The organism is Pseudomonas sp. SIMBA_041, from assembly GCF_046535095.1.
GTDB lineage: Bacteria > Pseudomonadota > Gammaproteobacteria > Pseudomonadales > Pseudomonadaceae > Aquipseudomonas > Aquipseudomonas mucoides.
Window position 1 is genome coordinate 104,220 of sequence record NZ_JAWRXJ010000004.1, and the last position, 16,464, is coordinate 120,683.

At 58.6% G+C, this 16,464-nt stretch carries 18 protein-coding genes, 1 tRNA gene and 1 pseudogene; 3 read left to right on the plus strand and 17 right to left on the minus strand.

Features of this window, described 5'->3' with window-relative positions:
- Positions 1–217: 217 nt before the first annotated feature.
- The 5 genes from SB725_RS10645 to SB725_RS10665 all read right to left on the minus strand — a co-directional run bounded on the left by SB725_RS10645 (position 218) and on the right by SB725_RS10665 (position 4,424).
- Positions 218–1,450 (minus strand): methyltransferase, encoded by a 1,233-nt coding sequence (locus tag SB725_RS10645; RefSeq protein WP_410921746.1) that lies wholly within the window; start codon positions 1,448–1,450, stop codon positions 218–220.
- Positions 1,431–2,120 carry an ABC transporter permease gene (locus SB725_RS10650; protein ID WP_027922192.1) on the minus strand — a complete coding sequence of 230 codons (690 nt, stop codon included), beginning with the start codon at positions 2,118–2,120 and terminating at the stop codon, positions 1,431–1,433. Before SB725_RS10650 ends, SB725_RS10645 begins: the two co-directional genes overlap by 20 nt.
- On the minus strand, positions 2,117–2,812 hold the full coding sequence (locus tag SB725_RS10655; RefSeq protein WP_410921747.1) for an ABC transporter permease: 696 nt from the start codon (positions 2,810–2,812) through the stop codon (positions 2,117–2,119). Before SB725_RS10655 ends, SB725_RS10650 begins: the two co-directional genes overlap by 4 nt.
- A 78-nt stretch (positions 2,813–2,890) precedes the next feature.
- Positions 2,891–3,637, minus strand: coding sequence for an ABC transporter substrate-binding protein (locus SB725_RS10660; protein ID WP_410921748.1), 747 nt, complete (start codon positions 3,635–3,637; stop codon positions 2,891–2,893).
- A 13-nt stretch (positions 3,638–3,650) separates the two neighbouring features.
- Positions 3,651–4,424, minus strand: coding sequence for an ABC transporter ATP-binding protein (locus tag SB725_RS10665; protein ID WP_027922189.1), 774 nt, complete (start codon positions 4,422–4,424; stop codon positions 3,651–3,653).
- 552 nt (positions 4,425–4,976) lie between these two features.
- Here SB725_RS10665 and gabP point away from each other — a divergent pair.
- On the plus strand, positions 4,977–6,368 hold the full coding sequence (gabP, locus tag SB725_RS10670) for a GABA permease (protein WP_027922188.1): 1,392 nt from the start codon (positions 4,977–4,979) through the stop codon (positions 6,366–6,368).
- A gap of 379 nt (positions 6,369–6,747) precedes the next feature.
- Complete coding sequence (locus SB725_RS10675; RefSeq protein WP_027922187.1) at positions 6,748–7,074, plus strand: hypothetical protein; 327 nt, start codon at positions 6,748–6,750, stop codon at positions 7,072–7,074.
- 83 nt (positions 7,075–7,157) lie between these two features.
- On the opposite strand, the gene vapC is transcribed toward SB725_RS10675, so the two are convergent.
- The 6 genes and pseudogenes from vapC to SB725_RS10705 all read right to left on the minus strand — a co-directional run bounded on the left by vapC (position 7,158) and on the right by SB725_RS10705 (position 10,566).
- On the minus strand, positions 7,158–7,565 hold the full coding sequence (gene vapC / locus SB725_RS10680) for a type II toxin-antitoxin system tRNA(fMet)-specific endonuclease VapC (RefSeq protein WP_194940894.1): 408 nt from the start codon (positions 7,563–7,565) through the stop codon (positions 7,158–7,160).
- The gene (gene vapB, locus SB725_RS10685; RefSeq protein WP_194940893.1) at positions 7,565–7,795 is read right to left on the minus strand and encodes a type II toxin-antitoxin system VapB family antitoxin; all 231 of its coding nucleotides are present in this window, start codon (positions 7,793–7,795) and stop codon (positions 7,565–7,567) included. The genes vapC and vapB overlap by 1 nt, the downstream gene beginning before the upstream one ends.
- Positions 7,796–7,978: 183 nt before the next feature.
- The gene (locus SB725_RS10690) at positions 7,979–8,431 is read right to left on the minus strand and encodes a hypothetical protein (RefSeq protein WP_027922184.1); all 453 of its coding nucleotides are present in this window, start codon (positions 8,429–8,431) and stop codon (positions 7,979–7,981) included.
- 6 nt (positions 8,432–8,437) lie between these two features.
- Positions 8,438–8,854: a hypothetical protein gene (locus tag SB725_RS10695; RefSeq protein WP_027922183.1), complete on the minus strand. Its 417-nt coding sequence runs from the start codon at positions 8,852–8,854 to the stop codon at positions 8,438–8,440.
- Positions 8,855–8,884: 30 nt separating this feature from the next.
- Positions 8,885–9,859, minus strand: coding sequence for an alpha/beta fold hydrolase (locus SB725_RS10700; RefSeq protein WP_410921749.1), 975 nt, complete (start codon positions 9,857–9,859; stop codon positions 8,885–8,887).
- Between the two features lie 69 nt (positions 9,860–9,928).
- Positions 9,929–10,566 (minus strand): annotated as a pseudogene (locus SB725_RS10705) (DUF1016 N-terminal domain-containing protein).
- 264 nt (positions 10,567–10,830) lie between these two features.
- On the opposite strand from SB725_RS10705, the gene SB725_RS10710 reads away from it, so the two are divergent.
- Positions 10,831–11,277 (plus strand): hypothetical protein, encoded by a 447-nt coding sequence (locus tag SB725_RS10710; RefSeq protein ID WP_027922181.1) that lies wholly within the window; start codon positions 10,831–10,833, stop codon positions 11,275–11,277.
- A gap of 56 nt (positions 11,278–11,333) precedes the next feature.
- On the opposite strand, the gene SB725_RS10715 is transcribed toward SB725_RS10710, so the two are convergent.
- The 6 genes from SB725_RS10715 to SB725_RS10740 form a co-directional block, all read right to left on the minus strand.
- Positions 11,334–11,795: a DUF4234 domain-containing protein gene (locus tag SB725_RS10715; RefSeq protein ID WP_027922180.1), complete on the minus strand. Its 462-nt coding sequence runs from the start codon at positions 11,793–11,795 to the stop codon at positions 11,334–11,336.
- A gap of 337 nt (positions 11,796–12,132) precedes the next feature.
- Positions 12,133–12,208, minus strand: a tRNA-Phe gene (locus SB725_RS10720).
- Positions 12,209–12,311: 103 nt separating this feature from the next.
- On the minus strand, positions 12,312–12,584 hold the full coding sequence (locus SB725_RS10725; protein WP_010464608.1) for an oxidative damage protection protein: 273 nt from the start codon (positions 12,582–12,584) through the stop codon (positions 12,312–12,314).
- Positions 12,581–13,648 (minus strand): A/G-specific adenine glycosylase, encoded by a 1,068-nt coding sequence (gene mutY / locus SB725_RS10730; RefSeq protein WP_059181797.1) that lies wholly within the window; start codon positions 13,646–13,648, stop codon positions 12,581–12,583. Before mutY ends, SB725_RS10725 begins: the two co-directional genes overlap by 4 nt.
- The gene (locus SB725_RS10735) at positions 13,645–15,870 is read right to left on the minus strand and encodes an AsmA family protein (protein WP_059181796.1); all 2,226 of its coding nucleotides are present in this window, start codon (positions 15,868–15,870) and stop codon (positions 13,645–13,647) included. The genes mutY and SB725_RS10735 overlap by 4 nt, the downstream gene beginning before the upstream one ends.
- A 79-nt stretch (positions 15,871–15,949) precedes the next feature.
- Positions 15,950–16,354 (minus strand): acetyl-CoA sensor PanZ family protein, encoded by a 405-nt coding sequence (locus SB725_RS10740; RefSeq protein ID WP_027922177.1) that lies wholly within the window; start codon positions 16,352–16,354, stop codon positions 15,950–15,952.
- Positions 16,355–16,464 lie beyond the last annotated feature (110 nt).

Sequence of the window (16,464 nt, forward strand, 5' to 3'; positions counted from 1 at the left end):
GTCCTTTGCATTGAATGCTTATGCACAACGGCGGCGGTGGCATTCTGCGCTCACCGGTGTTTTTGTGGACCTGTTCTCATTGGTGCGCAAATCCCTGTTTTTCTGGATTTTTTCGTGAGTGTACGAAAAATGAACAGTTGCGTTTCACCTCTGAAACAGCCGTAGATATTGGATCCACGATAATTTCATCAACAGAGTTATCCACAGGCTGTGGCTTTTATGGGCGTTCCGCCAAGAGCAGGATATTACGCGGCGTCAGCGGGGTTTCGCAGAAGGTCCCGAGGCGAACGGTATAACCCTGATCGGCAAGGAAAAGGGCGCGATCGAGGACCAGCCAAAGCTCCAACGGACGTCGGAAAAGTCCGCGCAGCAGCTCCAGATTGCGCACGTGCGCCAAGCGTTGCCATCCAGCAGCTTCGACAGCGGACCAATCTTGCGAACCGACTGTGGATAAGTCTTTCAGTGCGGCCAGATGATGGCAGTACTCGGCGAAGGACTTATCCAGCCAGGCACTCGGCAGGGAAGGGGTGGGCAGGTATTCATCGACGCCGCGCAATTGCCGTTGCAGCACGTCGAAACCCAGGCGCCGGGCCATGGAGGTGTCGCGTTGACGTCGTACGCGAGCGCCAGCGGTGACGGTTTCGCTCATGGGCAGGGCGAGATCGTCGAGGGACAGCTGTAGGTCGGATCGCAAACCGACCGAGGAAAGCGGCTGATAGGCCGGAAGATTGATCCGGTTATAACAGCACGGCGCGATGGCCAATTGTTTGCACCCCGCCGCGCTGGCGAGCTGGATCAACCGCACATGCAAATCACCGCAGGCGTGCAGCGCCACCGGTGTGTGATCAACAGTCAATAAATTCGCGGTGTCAGGCGCGAGCACATCCTGTTCGACGTGCAGCGCCCGCAATTGATGACGCTGGCTGAGTGCCTGTCCGCTGGCCACCAGGGCCGGGTCGTATTCCAGGCAGGTCAGTTGTTGCCCGGTGTGCAGCAAACGCCGACCCAAGTGGCCCTTGCCCGAACACCAATCCAGCCAATGCTTCGGCGCTGCCGCAAACGACAGGCGACTGGCGAACGCCTCGATTTGTTGCCACTTGCGTCCCGGTACATCGACGTTCAGCCGATGCCCGGCCGCTTGCAGCGAATGCGCCGGTAATTCACCCACAGAACTCAATTCATGGGACAGCGCAGCCAATGAAGCAAACGGCTCCGGCGCATGCAGCAAACAAGGTTGGTTATGCGCAAGTTCTGCGTCGTCCAGCGACCGTTCCCGTAGCCAAAGTGCCAATTCCGGGTAGGACGTTTCCCAAGGCAGATGCAGATGAGTAAACGGACGCGGTTTCCACAGCGCTTGATGCTCGATCAGGAAAGCATCCAGCGCGGTGAAGCGGGCGAGCAGGGCCTCGCCCGTCAGCACGCGGGAGGAATCAACGCCCTTGGCAGGCATCGACGCGCAACCAGCGCTCCAGCAGCTTGAAGCCACGAACCAGTACGTAAGCCATCAACAGATAGAACATGCCCGCGGCGAAGAAGATCTCCACCGGCAGGTAGGTCCGGGCAATGATGGTGCGGGCCATGCCGGTCAACTCCAGCAGGGTCACGGTACTGGCCAGGGCGCTGGCCTTGAGCATCAGGATCACTTCGTTGCTGTAGGCCGGCAGGCCGATGCGCGCGGCTCGCGGCAGGATGATGTAGAACAGCGCTTTGGCGCGGGACATGCCCAACGCGCGCGCCGCTTCGATTTCACCCGGCGGAATCGCCTGGATCGCGCCGCGCAGGATCTCGGCGATGTAGGCCGCCGTGTGCAGGGTCATGGTCGCGGTGGCGCACCAGAACGGATCGCGCAGGTACGGCCACATCGGGCTGTTACGAATTGCATCGAACTGAGCCAGGCCGTAATAGACAAGGAACAGCTGAACCAGCAACGGCGTGCCACGGAAAAAGAAGATGTAGCCGTAGGGAAATGCCCGCACGTACCAGAGCCGCGACGAACGCGCGATGCCCAACGGAATCGCCAGCAGCAAACCGGCGATCACGGCGATGGCCACCAGTTCCAGGGTCAGCGTTGCGCCTTGGGCCAGTTTCGGCAGCCACTTGATGATGACTTCCCAGTTCATTGGGTGCTCCTCGCGAAGCCGCGCGCGGCACGTCGTTCCATCAAGTGCATGCCGCTCATGGCGAGCACGGTCAGGCCCAGGTACATGAACGCGGCCACCATATAGAAGGTGAACGGTTGCTTGGACACGGTCACGCCGATTTGCGCGTGGCGCATGATTTCTTCCAGGCCGATGACCGATACCAGCGCGGTGTCTTTCATCAGAATCATGAACAGGTTGCCAAGGCCCGGCAGGGCGATGCGCCACATCTGCGGCATGATCAGTTTGGTAAAGATGCGGAATTTCGACAGGCCCAACGCCACGCCGGCTTCACGGTGACCTTTGGGAATCGCCAGGATCGCGCCGCGAAACACTTCGGTGGCGTAGGCGCCAAAGCACAGGCCCAGCGCGATCACGCCGGCGGCGAAGGCATTGAGTTCGAGATCGGGATTGCCGAAAGACTCGCCCAGGGCACGCATCAGGTTGACCGTGCCGAAGTAGATCAACAGCACCCAGAGCAATTCCGGGATGCCGCGAACCAGTGTCGAATAAGTGCCGCCAAGCCATTGCAACGGCTTGTACGGGGATGTCTTGGCCAAGGCGCCGAGCAAACCGAGCACCAGCCCCAGACACAAGGCCGAGAGTGCCAGTTTCACAGTCATCAGCGCGCCAGCGGCGAGCGCCGGGCCGAATCCGTAGAGATCGATAGTCATGGGTTTCTTTTCAAATCGCGGCAGGCAATGCCATGGACTGGCGCCGTTAGCGAACGGCGCCGGTCCGGCAGGTCAGAATCAATAGATGCTGAACGGGAAGTACTTGTCGTTGATTTTCTTGTAGGTGCCGTCTTCGACGATTTCCTTCAGGGCGAGGTTCAGCTTCGCGAGGATCGGGTCGCCTTTACGTACCGCGATACCGATCTTGTCGCTTTCTTCTACTGGATCACCCTTGAATTCGTAGGACCGGCCGGCGTCGCTTTTCAGCCATTCGTAGTTGACGTACTTGTCCGCCAGGATGCCGTCCAGACGACCGGAGGTCAGGTCCAGGTAAGCGTTTTCCTGGGTGTCGTAGAGTTTGACTTCGACGCCGTCCATGTTGTCTTCCATCCAGGTGCCGGCGAGGGTCGCACGTTGTGCGCCGATCACTTTGCCTTTCAGGGAAGCCTTGTCGGTTTTGAACTCTTTGTCTTTAGGTGCGATGAACTGCAGCTTGTTCGAGTAGTACGGGTCGGTGAAGTCGACCGCTTGCTTGCGCTCGTCGGTGATCGACATCGAGGAGATCAGGAAGTCGAACTTCTTGGCGTTCAGGGCCGGGATGATGCCGTCCCAGTCGGAGGTCACCACGGTGCACTCGACTTTCATCTTGGCGCACAGAGCGTCGCCGATTTCCTTGTCGAAGCCGACGACATTGCCACTGGCATCTTTATTGTTGAACGGCGGGTAGGCCGCTTCGATGCCCATCTTCAGGGTTTCGGCCATGGCACCGGCGCTGAACGCCAGGGTGACGGCGGCCGCCAGGAAGACTTTTTTGAAGTTCTGCATGCGGGTAGCTCCGTTAGCGGTTGCTGGACATGAATTGTTTGCAGCGTGCCGAAAGCGGGTTGTCGAACACCTGCTGTGGCGATCCTTGTTCTTCTACCAGGCCCTGGTGGAGGAACACCACTTCGCTGGAGACCTGACGGGCAAAGCCCATTTCATGGGTCACGAGCAGCATGGTACGGCCTTCTTCGGCCAGGGCGCGGATGACATTAAGTACTTCCTGGACCATTTCCGGGTCAAGGGCGGAAGTCGGCTCGTCAAACAGGATCACCTTGGGTTGCATCGCCAACGTGCGGGCGATGGCCGCGCGTTGTTGCTGGCCGCCGGACAATTGCGCCGGGTAGGCATGGCGCTTGTCGGCGATACCGACCTTGGCCAGCAGGGCTTCGGCGACTTCGATGGCTTCGGCTTTGCTTTGACCGAGGACGCGACGCGGCGCTTCGATGATGTTGTCGAGCACGCTCATGTGCGGCCAGAGATTAAAGTTTTGAAACACAAAACCAATCTCGCTGCGCAGGCGGTTGATCTGCTTGCCATCGGCAGCGACCAGTTCGCCATTCTTCGCGGCTTTGAGTTTGAGTTCTTCGCCGGCCACCAGGATCTGGCCCTGGTGCGGGTTTTCCAGCAGGTTGATGCAACGCAGGAACGTGGACTTGCCGGAACCGGAAGAACCCAGGATCGAGATCACGTCGCCGTCGCGGGCGGTCAGCGAGATGCCTTTGAGCACCTCAAGCTGTCCGTAGCGTTTGTGCAAGTTGCGGATTTCAAGCGCGGGCGTGGCCTCAGCCATGTGCGTTCCTCATAGTGTTTCGCTCCTGCTGTTGGCGGCCTTCCTGGCGAGGCGGCCAAGCTAGCATAGCGTTCGAATGGCAGCCAACAGCGCTACGGGCGGTAAACGGACGTGACGTGGCAGGTTGTCGCATCGCTACAGCAGACTGTCGCGCTGCTATCAACCGAACAGCCGTTTGAACCAGATACCCGGCGGGTGTCGCGTAAAAAAGGGCGCGATGTTGCCAGCTTTGGCGGGGGGTTGGAAGCGCTAACCGGCCAAACGTTCCTGATCTGCACTTTTATTGTGCGTCGAGCATTTTCCTGGGGTGTTTCCGGTGCGCGGATTCGTCCTTGAAAGTGAGTCGCAGGGTAACGCCTTGGCAAAGTGCCATTATTTTCAATGGGTTGCGATGACTGTCCGGTCTGGACGAGATCACCGTGATAGACGGTGTTGAAACATTTTGGCGCAATTATTGCGTACAGAATACAGAACGCCCCGTTGGTTTCTTTTTACGAGAGAGAAATCGAGGCGGGATGCACGCATTCGCTTTTCCTTACAAAGGTAGTTTCAATGAGCAGTACCCCAAGCTCCAATGGCCTCGAACAGGGGCTCAAACCGCGTCATGTGACCATGCTGTCGATTGCCGGGGTAATCGGCGCCGGCTTGTTCGTAGGCTCGGGTCACGCCATCGCCGCCGCTGGCCCGGCCGTGCTGTTGGCTTACGCCGCCGCCGGTATGCTGGTCGTGCTGGTGATGCGCATGCTCGGCGAAATGGCTGTTGCCTCGCCGGACACCGGTTCCTTCTCGACATATGCCGATCGCGCGATCGGTCACTGGGCCGGTTTCACCATCGGCTGGTTGTACTGGTGGTTCTGGGTCTTGGTGATTCCGCTGGAAGCCAACGCCGCCGCGACCATCCTGCACGCCTGGTTCCCGAACGTGGCGATCTGGGCGTTCACGCTGATCATCACCTTGCTGCTGACGGTGACTAACCTGTTCAGCGTAAAAAACTACGGTGAGTTCGAATTCTGGTTCGCCCTGATCAAGGTCGTGGCGATCATCGGTTTCATCGCCCTCGGCGTAATGGCGATCTTCGGCTTCTTGCCGAGCAGCCAGGTCAGCGGCGTTTCGCACCTGTTCGACACCCAGGGCTTCCTGCCAAACGGCATGGGCGCGGTACTGGGCGCGATCCTGACCACCATGTTCTCCTTCATGGGCACCGAGATCGTGACCATCGCGGCCGCGGAATCGAAGAACCCGGGCCAGCAAATCTCCAAGGCCACCAATTCGGTGATCTGGCGGATCGGCTTGTTCTACCTCGTATCGATTTTCATCGTGGTGGCCCTGGTGCCATGGAACGACCCGATCCTGGCCAGCGTTGGTTCGTACCAGACTGTGCTGGAGCGCATGGGCATCCCGAATGCCAAGCTGATCGTCGACATCGTGGTGCTGGTTGCTGTGACCAGCTGCCTTAACTCGGCGCTGTACACCGCTTCGCGGATGATGTTCTCCCTGGGCAAGCGCGGTGATGCACCGGCCGTTTCCCAGCGCACCAACAAGAGCGGCACCCCGTACTGGGCCGTCATGCTGTCCACCGGCGCTGCGTTCCTTGCGGTATTCGCCAACTACGTGGCCCCGGCCGCGGTGTTCGAATTCCTGCTGGCCAGCTCCGGCGCCATCGCGTTGCTGGTGTACCTGGTGATCGCCATTTCGCAACTGCGCATGCGCAAACAGCGCATGGCTCGCGGTGAAAAAATCGCCTTCAGCATGTGGCTGTTCCCGGGCCTGACCTACGCGGTGATCATTTTCATCGTGGCGGCCCTGACCATCATGTTGTTCCAGGAAGCGCATCGCGTGGAGATTCTCGCGACCGGCCTGTTGGCGCTATTGGTAGTCGCGGCAGGCGTGCTGGTTGCACGCCGTCGTCACAATGAGAAGCTGAGCGCAGCCTTGGCGCGCTGAGATCTGACTCACGCCAATTGTTGTTGAAGCACCGAAACGACCGCCATCAGAGATGATCGCGGTCGTTTTTTTGCCTTTCATTCAGATGCTTTATTGGGTAGCAAGCGGATAGACACGATGATGGCTAGATAGTAGCCTTTGCACCGAATGTGTATCCCGCTGTTACGGGATGCGATGGAGTTTCAGGACACGGATTGTTCGACGCCCTCAGCCTTCCCGGCTAAAAGCCCCCCGACCTTTTCTTGCCTGCTCCTTCATCTGCGGTGTGTTCACAGATGCATTTGCGTGTGCCTGCCGTTCAAGCGGTAGATCGGAATCAGCGCTGCATGGAGCTAGCCCGGCCATTCAGCCAACCCATTGGGGCATCAAGGAGACAGGCATGGCGTTTACATCGGTTGTGTTTAAAAACCCGAATACCGGTGCCATGAAAGAAGCGCCAATCGGCTTCTCGTGGACCGTATTTTTCTTTGGCTTTTTCCCGGCCTTGTTCCGTGGTGACTTCAAGTGGGCAGCGATCATGTTCGTCGTGGCCTGCTTCACCTTCAGCCTCAGCAACCTCGTGTTCATGTTCATCTACAACAAGCTGTACGTGAAGGACCTGATCAATGACGGTTACAAGGCTCAGTCCATCGCCAAAGGCGAACTGGGCTATGCCAGTGCCAAGCTTGGCTTTGATATCCCGCGTCTGGAAGGTGTTGCTGCCTGATTGTTGATTTGAAGGCGTGAAAAAAAACGGCCGCTGTCAGTGATGACGAGCGGCCGTTTTTTGTTTGAGTGACTGTGTCCGGCTCAAGCGGGGTGAACCCAGTCTTCTACACGCAGTCCTGGGACCCGTTCGAACTCGCGCAGGTTGTTTGTTACAACAATGAGCCCGCGTGAACGGGCATGTCCCGAAATCATAGAGTCGTACGGGACAATGGGTGTGCCCGCCCTTGCCAGCTCTGACCGAATCATTCCTGTGTGCGCGGCCGCGTCATTGTCGAAAGGCAAGACCTCAAGGCGTGCAGCGAAGCTCTCGACCACCGCCAGATTCTTTTCGGGAGCCGCAGATTTTTCGGCACCGTAGATCAACTCCATCAACGTGACTGCACTGATGCACAACTGCCCGTCGTGAAGGTTGAAAGCTTCTCTTACGATTTGCGGTTTGTTTTTGATGGTGAAGATGCAGATGTTGGTATCGAGCATGAACTTGATCATCAGAACGACTCACGCTCCTGTTCGAAGGGTTGGTCGCGGTCAGTCATAAAGTCTGCGCTTACGCTATCTCCATCGAACCAGCTATCCCAAGTTTCGTCCGCTGGGGTGATGATGCGGGCCCTGCCGATGGCAACTACGTTGACTCGTTTTACATCGCTTGGCATGGCTACAGCTTTCGGAAGACGGACAGCCTGGCTTCGATTACTCATGAAAAGGGTGGTCTGTTCCATTTTTGGCCTCCGGCTTTTTTGGGTGTGTTGTGAGTTCAAAGAATAGATTTAATAAGGGATATGTCAATGGGATATACCGATCCGCTGATGAGAGGTAGCGGGCGGGTCCTTTTGGAATGGTTTCCATAAAAAACGGCCGCTGTCAGTGATGACGAGCGGCCGTTTTTTGTTTCTGCCAAGCGTTTATTCGCTCTTTTCTTCCTGCGCATCCAGCGCCTGACGATAGCTGTCCAGCGCATGACCGAAGTCGGTGATGAACTGCGGCTCGGTCAGCCAGGCCTGAGCGGTTTCCCGGTCCATGCCATCAGCCCACATGCGGTAGTCGAGCAGCATGTCGGCGGCCAGGTGGGTGGCGGCCATGGCTTCGTTGTCGGCGTTTTCCATGTCCAGCAAGTCTGGATGGTCGCTGATGATGCCGGCGAGGTCCGACAGCAGGACCTGAAGCATGTCGCTGCGGCTGGTGGCTTCGGCGTCGTGCATCTTGCTGAACATCGCCAGGGTGTATTCCGGGATCGGCTCGCCGATTTCGTCCAGGTCATCGTCCAGCGCGGCAGGTTTGCGGCCGTGGATGTTGATTTGCTTGGCTTTGGCCTTTGCGCGCTTGGCACGTTTTTGTTGCTTGTTCAGGGATGCCATGGGAGCTCAGTTTGCTTTCTGTTGGGTTTGCGCGGCGATGCTATCGGACGCCGCGACATAGTCAGCCTGGAAGGCTGGTGATTCGATCCACGCCAGGGCACCGGCCTCGTCGACTTCGGTCGACCATTGGCGGTACTCGATCAGCGCGGCGAGAATGAAGTCCATCGCACCTTCTTCGCCTTCCTGTTCATAGACCAATTCCAGCAGCGGGTCTTCCAGGAACGCCAGGCACATTGCTTGCTGGCTGGTCTTTTCGGCGTCGATCATTTTCTTGAACAGCTCGGTCAGGTCCACCGATTCGAAGTCGATGCGATCGTCGTTCGGGTCCAGCTCGACCGGCGCGGCGGCACGCTGGGTGCGGTTCTGCTTGGCCTTGGCTTTGGCGCGGGAGGCGCGTTTGTTTTGCTTGTTGGCGGAGGCCATGGACGTCGTTCCGTAATTTTTTGAGAGGGCTCAGCTGCGCGGGACTCGCCGCCCGGGTGTGTCGGGGGCCAGTTCGGCGTTTTGCAGCCAGTACAATGCAATGGGCCATAGTGTGGCTTGGTATGCGCTGCGAAAAAAGGCGAAATGTCCGACTTCTTCTTCGCCGATGTCTTGCGGGGTGATTCGCAGATGGGTGCGGGTGCTTTGAGTGAAGTAGCCGAGCAGGCGTTCGATGGCCGAAATCGTACCGTAAGGATCGTCGCTGACGCTGATCGCGAGGATATTTGCGCCGACGCGTTCGAAGGGTAACCGACCGGTTCCGCCCTGCAGGCGCCGACCGCTGGGGCGTGTTTCAAAGCGGTCGGTCGGTGTGCTCCAGTCACGAACCACGCCGGCCGGCGTGTCTTCCAGCCAGCCGAGGCGTTTGCCGGGGAAGTAGCCGTGAAACATCGTCATCAACGGCATCACCACGTGCCATTTGCCGAACATCCGCCAGCGATGGGCGGGCGCATAGTCGCGCCAGTAAGCGAATTGCGCGCCGACCGTCACCATCCGTCGAATGACATGCCCGGACGCTCCCAGGCCCGCTGCACAGCCGCCAAAGCTGTGGCCGATGACATCGATGGGCTGGCCGGGGAATTCACGCTCAGCGCGCTTGAGCATCGCCTCAAAGTCCAGCGCACCCCAGTCGGTCCATGAGGCGTCGAGGTTTTTCAGCGAGGCGGGACGAGATTCGCCGATGCCCCGGTAATCGTAGGTAATGACATCGAACCCGTTGGCGAACAGGTAATCGGCAAAACGCGAGTAATGGCGGCAGCGCACCGAGGTGGCGGCGTTGATGATCACGACGGGGCGGGCCGGGTCTTGCGCGGTGTGCCGCCAGGTGAAGCCGCCGAGGATGAAGCCGTCTGCGGCGGTCTCCTTGAAGGGGGCGCCGGGTGGGGTGGCAGGCAATGGCCGCTCGATCTGAGCAGGCGCCAGTGCAGGCGTGTCCTTGAAATTCATCGATGACGTACCTTTGCGCGTAGCTGCCAACGATAGACTTCATGACGGTTTCGGACAATCCACCCATTTTTATCGGCGTTTCTTGACCAGCCGATCCTCAAGCAGGACCCGTTCCCGATCCAGCTCCACTCGAAGTTCCTCTTCACTCGGCAGCACTCGTTTGTACTTGCTGGCGAACAGTTGCTCATGGCCCTCCAGTACCGAAAAGCGCTCCCTGACAGTGGACCGATCACGACTCGCCAGCAGACGTTCGTAATACAGCGTGTTGATCTGACGCTCAAGGGCGCGGCTTGACCAGTTCTGGTGGGCTGATTCGTTCATGTACCACTGACGGGCATGGTCGTTGTCGACGCGCAGAAGCCTTCGGTAATGGGTCCAGCTCAATTCGTGACGCAGTGCGTCACAAATCGGGAAGGCTTGATAGAACTGGCGCATGTAGCGGAGGTTGGATGCGTCAAAACCTTCCCAAACTCGGCGGTTAGGGCTTTGGCCAACGTCGCCAACAACTGCTTCCCATAGCCCGCCCTATGAGCCCCCTCCTGCTCGAACTCAACGATATGCCGCCCGATCTGCCAACAGGTTTGCACTTGCGCCGTATCGACCGCTCGCAACGCTTTCAGGCGTGCCTGGCGGATCAGTTCGCCAAGGTTGTCCACCAATGAGGTGAGTGGCGAATCTTGAGTGTTATCGGGTTTGACGAGGGGCATGAAGTCTTCCGCGGCTGGAGAAGCAGGCGAAAGAGGATGCCAAGCGTGCATGGGGTAGCGATGCAGTACGCCGCTGCCAATCCGGAAGGAAATACCGGATACGTTTTGCAGGACCAAGCCGATGACGGGACGTGTTTGTGGAATACAGGGTGTAGTCCGTTTCGCAGTGAACCCAAGATCGAATCAATCTAAAACCGGAACCGCGTCCAGGAAATCAAAACTCAAGGGAATGAGAGGGTTCTGAGGAGCCCGGGAGTCGTCATCATGAAATACGTCCATGCCTTCATGTTGTCCTTTGTTGCTGTCGGTGTCCTGGCGTTTCCGGCGATGTTGAATGCCGCCAGCCTTGACCCTGTTGATGCTACTGGCGTGCAAGTTCAACGGCAGGAACAAAACGGGATTTCTTACCTCTCCGGCGGTATCGGCGAGGATGAGGCGAAAGCCATCCAGCAAACGACGGGCTACAACCTGCACATGACCTTCTCGGTCGGTCCGCAAGACGAATACATTCCGGACGTGCAGTTGCTGGTTCAGAACGCTAAAGGGCCGGTGCTGACGCTGAGTCAGGCGGGTCCTCTGGTTTATGTCCAATTACCTGCCGGCAAGTACACGGTCGTGGCAACGCGCAACGGTGAAGCGAAACGTGACACGACGGATATCGGCAGTGCTGGCGCGAGGAATCTGGTGTTCCACTGGAACAGTAGCGAATGAGGGAGGCTGCAGATTAGACGGGCAGCCACTGGGGGCTGCCCGCCCATTACCCTGAATCAGGCTTGTGTCGTCGAGCCACGCAGGATCAGTTGCTTGCGTTGCTCTTCAGGCAGGTCGTTGATGCAGTAGTTGATGTAGAAAACATTCAGGAAGAACGTATAGAACGCGTTCATCCGCAGATCGATTTTGTGTTCGCTGAGGGCGTATTCCGACAGTGCATTCTTGGCTTTGAACGCCCAGACGATGTACAGCGCGTTGGTTGCAATGATCAGAATGCCGGACAGCGCATCGAACAGTACTTCACCCGAATTGGACAAAGCACCGCTCCAGCCAAGGCAGACGGCCAGCCAGATGATGTAGGTGTTATCGACCAGTTTGATTTTGGTGGTTTCGCTGATTTTCTGATTGGTTCTGACCAGCCACAGCAACAGGTACAGCCCAACGGTTGCGGCCGACAGCAAAACCATATTCAAGGTTTTAGTGTTGATCTTGTCTTTGAGTTCATTGATGTCAGACATAACTGTTCCATGTTCAGGATTTCGAGAGGAGAGCGTGCTTGCAAGACTGGCTACACAGGTCCAACAGGGGAGGTCAGTGTTTTGCGGGGAGGGGGTAAAAAGCACGCACTCCATGCGCTGTCTCGATCCTGTATCGACTGATTCGGATGCGGGGGGCATCGGCACCAATGTAGGTCGTCTTCCATGTAACGGAAAAATAATAGCACGGAGCCATCATTGGGCTAGAGCAATAAGGAAGGATTTGTTTTTCAGGGGGTATGCGCTGCAGGTTTCAGGCGGTTATCAAATCGCAGGCATAAAAAAACCCTGAATCTTGCGATTCAGGGTTTTCGGTATTTGGTGCCCAGAGACGGAATCGAACCGCCGACACGGGGATTTTCAATCCCCTGCTCTACCGACTGAGCTATCTGGGCAACGGGGCGCATTAAACTGGTTTTTCAGGGGGTCGTCAACAAACTTTTCAAAAAAAATTTAATTATTACCGTCGCTTACGATCCGCCCCCCGAGAAATCGGGATTATTCAGCCGGCGGCACGTAGCCGTCAGCCTTGGCGTATTCCTCGCCGGAGAAGTACTTGTCCATCTCGCCCTGAAGATATTTGCGGTCTTCGGCGTTCATCATGTTCAGGCGTTTTTCGTTGATCAGCAGGGTCTGGTGCTTTTGCCAGTCGGCCCAGGCCTTGGCCGAGACATGGTCAAAAATGTCCTGGCCTTTTGCGCCCGGGAAGGGAGCGCGTTCCAGGGCGGGCAATTCTTCTTTGTACTTGCGGCACATGATGGTGCGGGTCATGACAATTCTCCTGCGTTCAATACGGCGGCCGCGCGTTCGAGCAAGGTTTTGACCGGGGCGGCAAGGCCCAGGCGCGGCGGGGTGGCGAGGTTATACCAGAGCCAGTCGGCCTCGGCCACGTGATGGCCGGCCTCCTGGACATGGACCAGCCAGGGTTCGATGGACAATTGAAAATGGCTGAACGTGTGCACCAGGCTCGGTAGCGCCTGTTGGCTGCCCAGTTCCAGCGAGTGTTGCGCCGCCAGATGGTGCAGGTCGTCGAGGTCATCGAGCTCCGGCAAACTCCAGAGACCGCCCCACAGGCCCGTGGAAGGCCGCCGGTAAAGCAGAACCGCGCCTTCGCCGTTGGCGAGCATCGGCATCAGCGTGCGCTTCTGTGGCACGGTTTTACGCGGTTTGGGGATGGGGTAGCGGGTTTCCAGGCCGAGCATGTGCGCTTCGCAGCCCTTTTCCAGCGGGCAGAGCAGGCAACTCGGTTTGCTGCGCGTACACAGCGTGGCGCCCAGGTCCATCATCGCCTGGGTGTAGGCGTTGACCCGATCATGCGGCGTAAAGCGCTCAGCGTTCGCCCATAGCTGTTTGGCGACCTTCGGCTCCCCCGGGTAACCCTCTTGCGCAGTAAAGCGCGCCAGGACGCGTTTGACGTTGCCATCGAGGATCGGCGCCCGCAGGCCCATGCTCAGGCTGGCGATGGCGCCCGCCGTCGACAGGCCGATGCCGGGCAATTCAACCAGTTTTTCAACGTCGCGGGGAAACTCGCCAGCGTAGTCAGCGACAACAATCTTCGCGGTCTTCTGCAGATTGCGTGCGCGAGTGTAGTAACCCAGGCCGGTCCACAGGTGCAGCACTTCGTCTTCCGGCGCTGCGGCCAGGGCTTCGACCGTCGGCAACGAAGCCATGAAGCGGTCGAAGTAATTCAACACGGTGCTGACCTGGGTTTGCTGCAACATGATTTCCGAGACCCACACCCGATACGGGGTGATGCCCTGTTGCCAGGGCAAATCGTGGCGGCCGTGGCGGTCGTACCAATCCAGCACCGCCGTTGAAAACTGCTCGGCTTTCATCGCTTGAACAGCCCCTTCAATGCGTTTTTCAGTTCAGGACTGACCTTGTCGCCCAGCTTCTCGTCGATTTTTTCGCTGATCTTGTCGCCGGCCATTTTGCTCGCGACCTGACCCATGCGTTCGTTATCCAGACGGCAGGCCTTGGCACCAAGTTCCAGCGGACCCCGGCAACGCAGTGGCCACTCGACACCGACAAACTTGTCGCCGACCTGGCAAGCCGGGTCCGGCATGGCGCTGGTGTCGCCTTCGACGATGATGCCCACGCGGTAATCCATGCCCAGCACGCGCAGGTCGACGTCACCGTCGCCATTCACGGTCATGCCCGGGATGCGTACTTTCAGGTCCGGGTTGCTGGCCACACCGTTACGGAAGGTCAGGTTGCCCTTGAGTTCCTGGAACGGCGTGTCCTTGCCCCGTGGCTCGCCGCTGAGGGTTTTGCGATTCAGGGTGGCGATGCCTTTGCACAGCTGTTGCTCAAGGTTTGCATTGAGCAGCACGCCGTTGTTGATGACGAAACTGGCGGTGCCGTTGAGGCTGTCGATCAGCGCTTTCTGGCTGTTACCGCTGCCGGTCAGCGCACTGTTGAGCGTCACCAGGCCTTTGACCGGTGGATTCTTGCCCTGGCTTTCGAGGATTTTTTCCACTGGTACTTTGCTGATGCGCGTCTGCATGTTCAGCGCAGGAACCTGCTGGCGCACATCGAGGGTGCCCTTGGCTTCGAAGTTGCCCTCGTACAGATCGCCGCGCAGGTTCTCCAGGGTCAGCAGGCCTCCCTGGCCGGTGGCCTTGAGCGCCGCGTTGTTGATCGGCAGCTTGTCGAGGGTCAACTGGCCAAAGGTCAGGTCGGCGTCCACGTCGAGCTTGCTCAAGCGCTCGACCGGCAGCAGGCGTTCGGTGCTCCAGGCTGTCTTGGTCGGCGACTCCGGCAGCGGTGTGCTGCCCGCGCCGGCCATGGCGTCGGCCTCGGTGCTGGCGACTTCGGCCTGACGCACTTGTGTCGCGCTGTTGGCTTCGGCGGATTTGGGTGGCAGATAGCGGTCGACGTTGAACGTGTCCGCCTTGAGGGCCGCGCGCAGCGATTGCTTGGCGAAGTCTTCGACAGCGATTCGGCCGCTGAAGGTGCTGTCATCGATTTTCAGGTTGATGTTGTCGAACGACACGCTGGTCGGCGTGCCGGCCACACGGCTGACCAGTTCGACTTTGCTCAGGCTGCCTTCGGCCATCGCTGGCAGTTTCTGGCCGATGCTGTCGACAAATTTCGCCAGGTCGAACTGGGCAATCGAAATGCCGCCACTGATCTGTGGGGTCTTGTCGAGGTCGTTGACCTTGAGCTCACCCAGTGCGCGCAGTTGGTTGGCGGAAATCTTGATGCCGGTCCATTCGGCGACGTTCGCCGCTTTATCCAGCAGCAATTGCCCTTGCGCCGCGAAGGTCATGGTCTTGCCCTGCAGCGGATCCCCTGCGACTTCGCCGGACAGTTTCATGTCTTCAAACTTGTAGCGCTGCAAGGCGCGTTCGAAACGCAGCTCGCCATTGAGCTCGGTGCGCACTCGCAGAACCGGTTGGTTGGTGCCCAGGAACGCGGTGAGTTTGACGGGAATATTGGTCGAGTCGTGGACCGGACCGGTGCTGAGCTGAATGCTCTCGGCGCTGAACTGCTTGCCCGTCTGCTCGTCGTTGTACTCAACGCGGGCGTTGTTGACGGTCAGGCTGTCGATGTCCAGACGAACGGGCTGGGCCGGTTTTTCCACTTGAACGGTGGTTTCCGGTGCCGGTTCGCCAGGTGTGGCCGGTGTCGTGGCCGCAGTGGCTGGCGCCGGAACCTTGCCGACGTCCTGCCAGTTGCCATGGCCGTCCTTGTCGCGGGTCAGGCGCAGGTTCAGGCCTTCGACGCGGACATCGCTCATTTGCACTTCGCGGCGCAGCAGCGGCAACACGCGCACCGACAGGCCGAGCATCTGCAAGTCGGCAAACGGCTCTGTCGGTTTGACCAGGGTCGCAACACTGGCGTCGTGCAACTCCAGGCCCAGCCACGGGAACAGGCTCCAGCCGATGTCGCCATTGAGCGTCAGCTCGATGTGGGCCTTGTCGCGGGCAATCTGGCGAATCTCGTCTTTATAGTCGTTGGGATCGAAGAGGTGGGTCAGGGCAAAGCCCAGCGCCACAATGATCAGCAACAGCCCGAGAAGTACCAGACCCAGGATTTTGCCGAACGCTTTCATGGGCGAGTCCTTGTAGTTAGTCAAATTCGAAATTTAGCCGGGGAGTATAGCGCTCCAATGCGGACGACCGGTCAGGCGATCACGCTGGTAACACATCCAGCGGCAGTTTCAGCTTGGCCGCCAGCGCCTGGGCTTCGAGATGCCCGGCGGGAGCCAGCAGGCGCAGGGTGGCGCCCGAATCAGAGGCCAATTTCTGCGCTTCGCTCACCAGCCGCTCGGCGACACCACGGCGTCGGGTAATTTTTCGTACGCAAAGTTGGGACAAGTGCCAAACGTCCTGGTGCCGTTGCAAACGCGCTGCGCCCAGCAGTCGATCATTGAAGCGTCCGGCGATCAGCGAACCGTCCCGCAAACAGCTTTCGATCAGCTGTACATCCCCGGAAAACGGGGCGTACAGCCAGTCCGGAGCGTCGCGGTAAATCTTCTGCAGATCTTGCTGATCCTGATAAGTGACCTCGTTCAGCGGTTCGACAATGATCGGCATGGCGTCTCCTTAAAGAGGTACGAGAACAGATGACTTACAAAAGGTGATATCAGTTTGGTTTTTCTGTCACGTGCAAATGGTAACCTTTGCCCGTTCGTCCGTCCCGCTGC

Coding starts and splice junctions, on each gene's coding strand:
- SB725_RS10655 (WP_410921747.1), bottom strand. CDS start 2,812: ATGACTATCGATCTCTACGGATTCGGCCCGGCGCTCGCCGCTGGCGCG.
- SB725_RS10690 (WP_027922184.1), bottom strand. CDS start 8,431: ATGGCATCCCTGAACAAGCAACAAAAACGTGCCAAGCGCGCAAAGGCC.
- SB725_RS10675 (WP_027922187.1), top strand. CDS start 6,748: ATGGCGTTTACATCGGTTGTGTTTAAAAACCCGAATACCGGTGCCATG.
- SB725_RS10715 (WP_027922180.1), bottom strand. CDS start 11,795: ATGTCTGACATCAATGAACTCAAAGACAAGATCAACACTAAAACCTTG.
- SB725_RS10645 (WP_410921746.1), bottom strand. CDS start 1,450: ATGCCTGCCAAGGGCGTTGATTCCTCCCGCGTGCTGACGGGCGAGGCC.
- SB725_RS10740 (WP_027922177.1), bottom strand. CDS start 16,354: ATGCCGATCATTGTCGAACCGCTGAACGAGGTCACTTATCAGGATCAG.
- SB725_RS10695 (WP_027922183.1), bottom strand. CDS start 8,854: ATGGCCTCCGCCAACAAGCAAAACAAACGCGCCTCCCGCGCCAAAGCC.
- SB725_RS10700 (WP_410921749.1), bottom strand. CDS start 9,859: ATGAATTTCAAGGACACGCCTGCACTGGCGCCTGCTCAGATCGAGCGG.
- gabP (WP_027922188.1), top strand. CDS start 4,977: ATGAGCAGTACCCCAAGCTCCAATGGCCTCGAACAGGGGCTCAAACCG.
- vapB (WP_194940893.1), bottom strand. CDS start 7,795: ATGGAACAGACCACCCTTTTCATGAGTAATCGAAGCCAGGCTGTCCGT.
- vapC (WP_194940894.1), bottom strand. CDS start 7,565: ATGATCAAGTTCATGCTCGATACCAACATCTGCATCTTCACCATCAAA.
- SB725_RS10725 (WP_010464608.1), bottom strand. CDS start 12,584: ATGACCCGCACCATCATGTGCCGCAAGTACAAAGAAGAATTGCCCGCC.
- SB725_RS10735 (WP_059181796.1), bottom strand. CDS start 15,870: ATGAAAGCGTTCGGCAAAATCCTGGGTCTGGTACTTCTCGGGCTGTTG.
- SB725_RS10660 (WP_410921748.1), bottom strand. CDS start 3,637: ATGCAGAACTTCAAAAAAGTCTTCCTGGCGGCCGCCGTCACCCTGGCG.
- SB725_RS10710 (WP_027922181.1), top strand. CDS start 10,831: ATGAAATACGTCCATGCCTTCATGTTGTCCTTTGTTGCTGTCGGTGTC.
- mutY (WP_059181797.1), bottom strand. CDS start 13,648: ATGAAAGCCGAGCAGTTTTCAACGGCGGTGCTGGATTGGTACGACCGC.
- SB725_RS10665 (WP_027922189.1), bottom strand. CDS start 4,424: ATGGCTGAGGCCACGCCCGCGCTTGAAATCCGCAACTTGCACAAACGC.
- SB725_RS10650 (WP_027922192.1), bottom strand. CDS start 2,120: ATGAACTGGGAAGTCATCATCAAGTGGCTGCCGAAACTGGCCCAAGGC.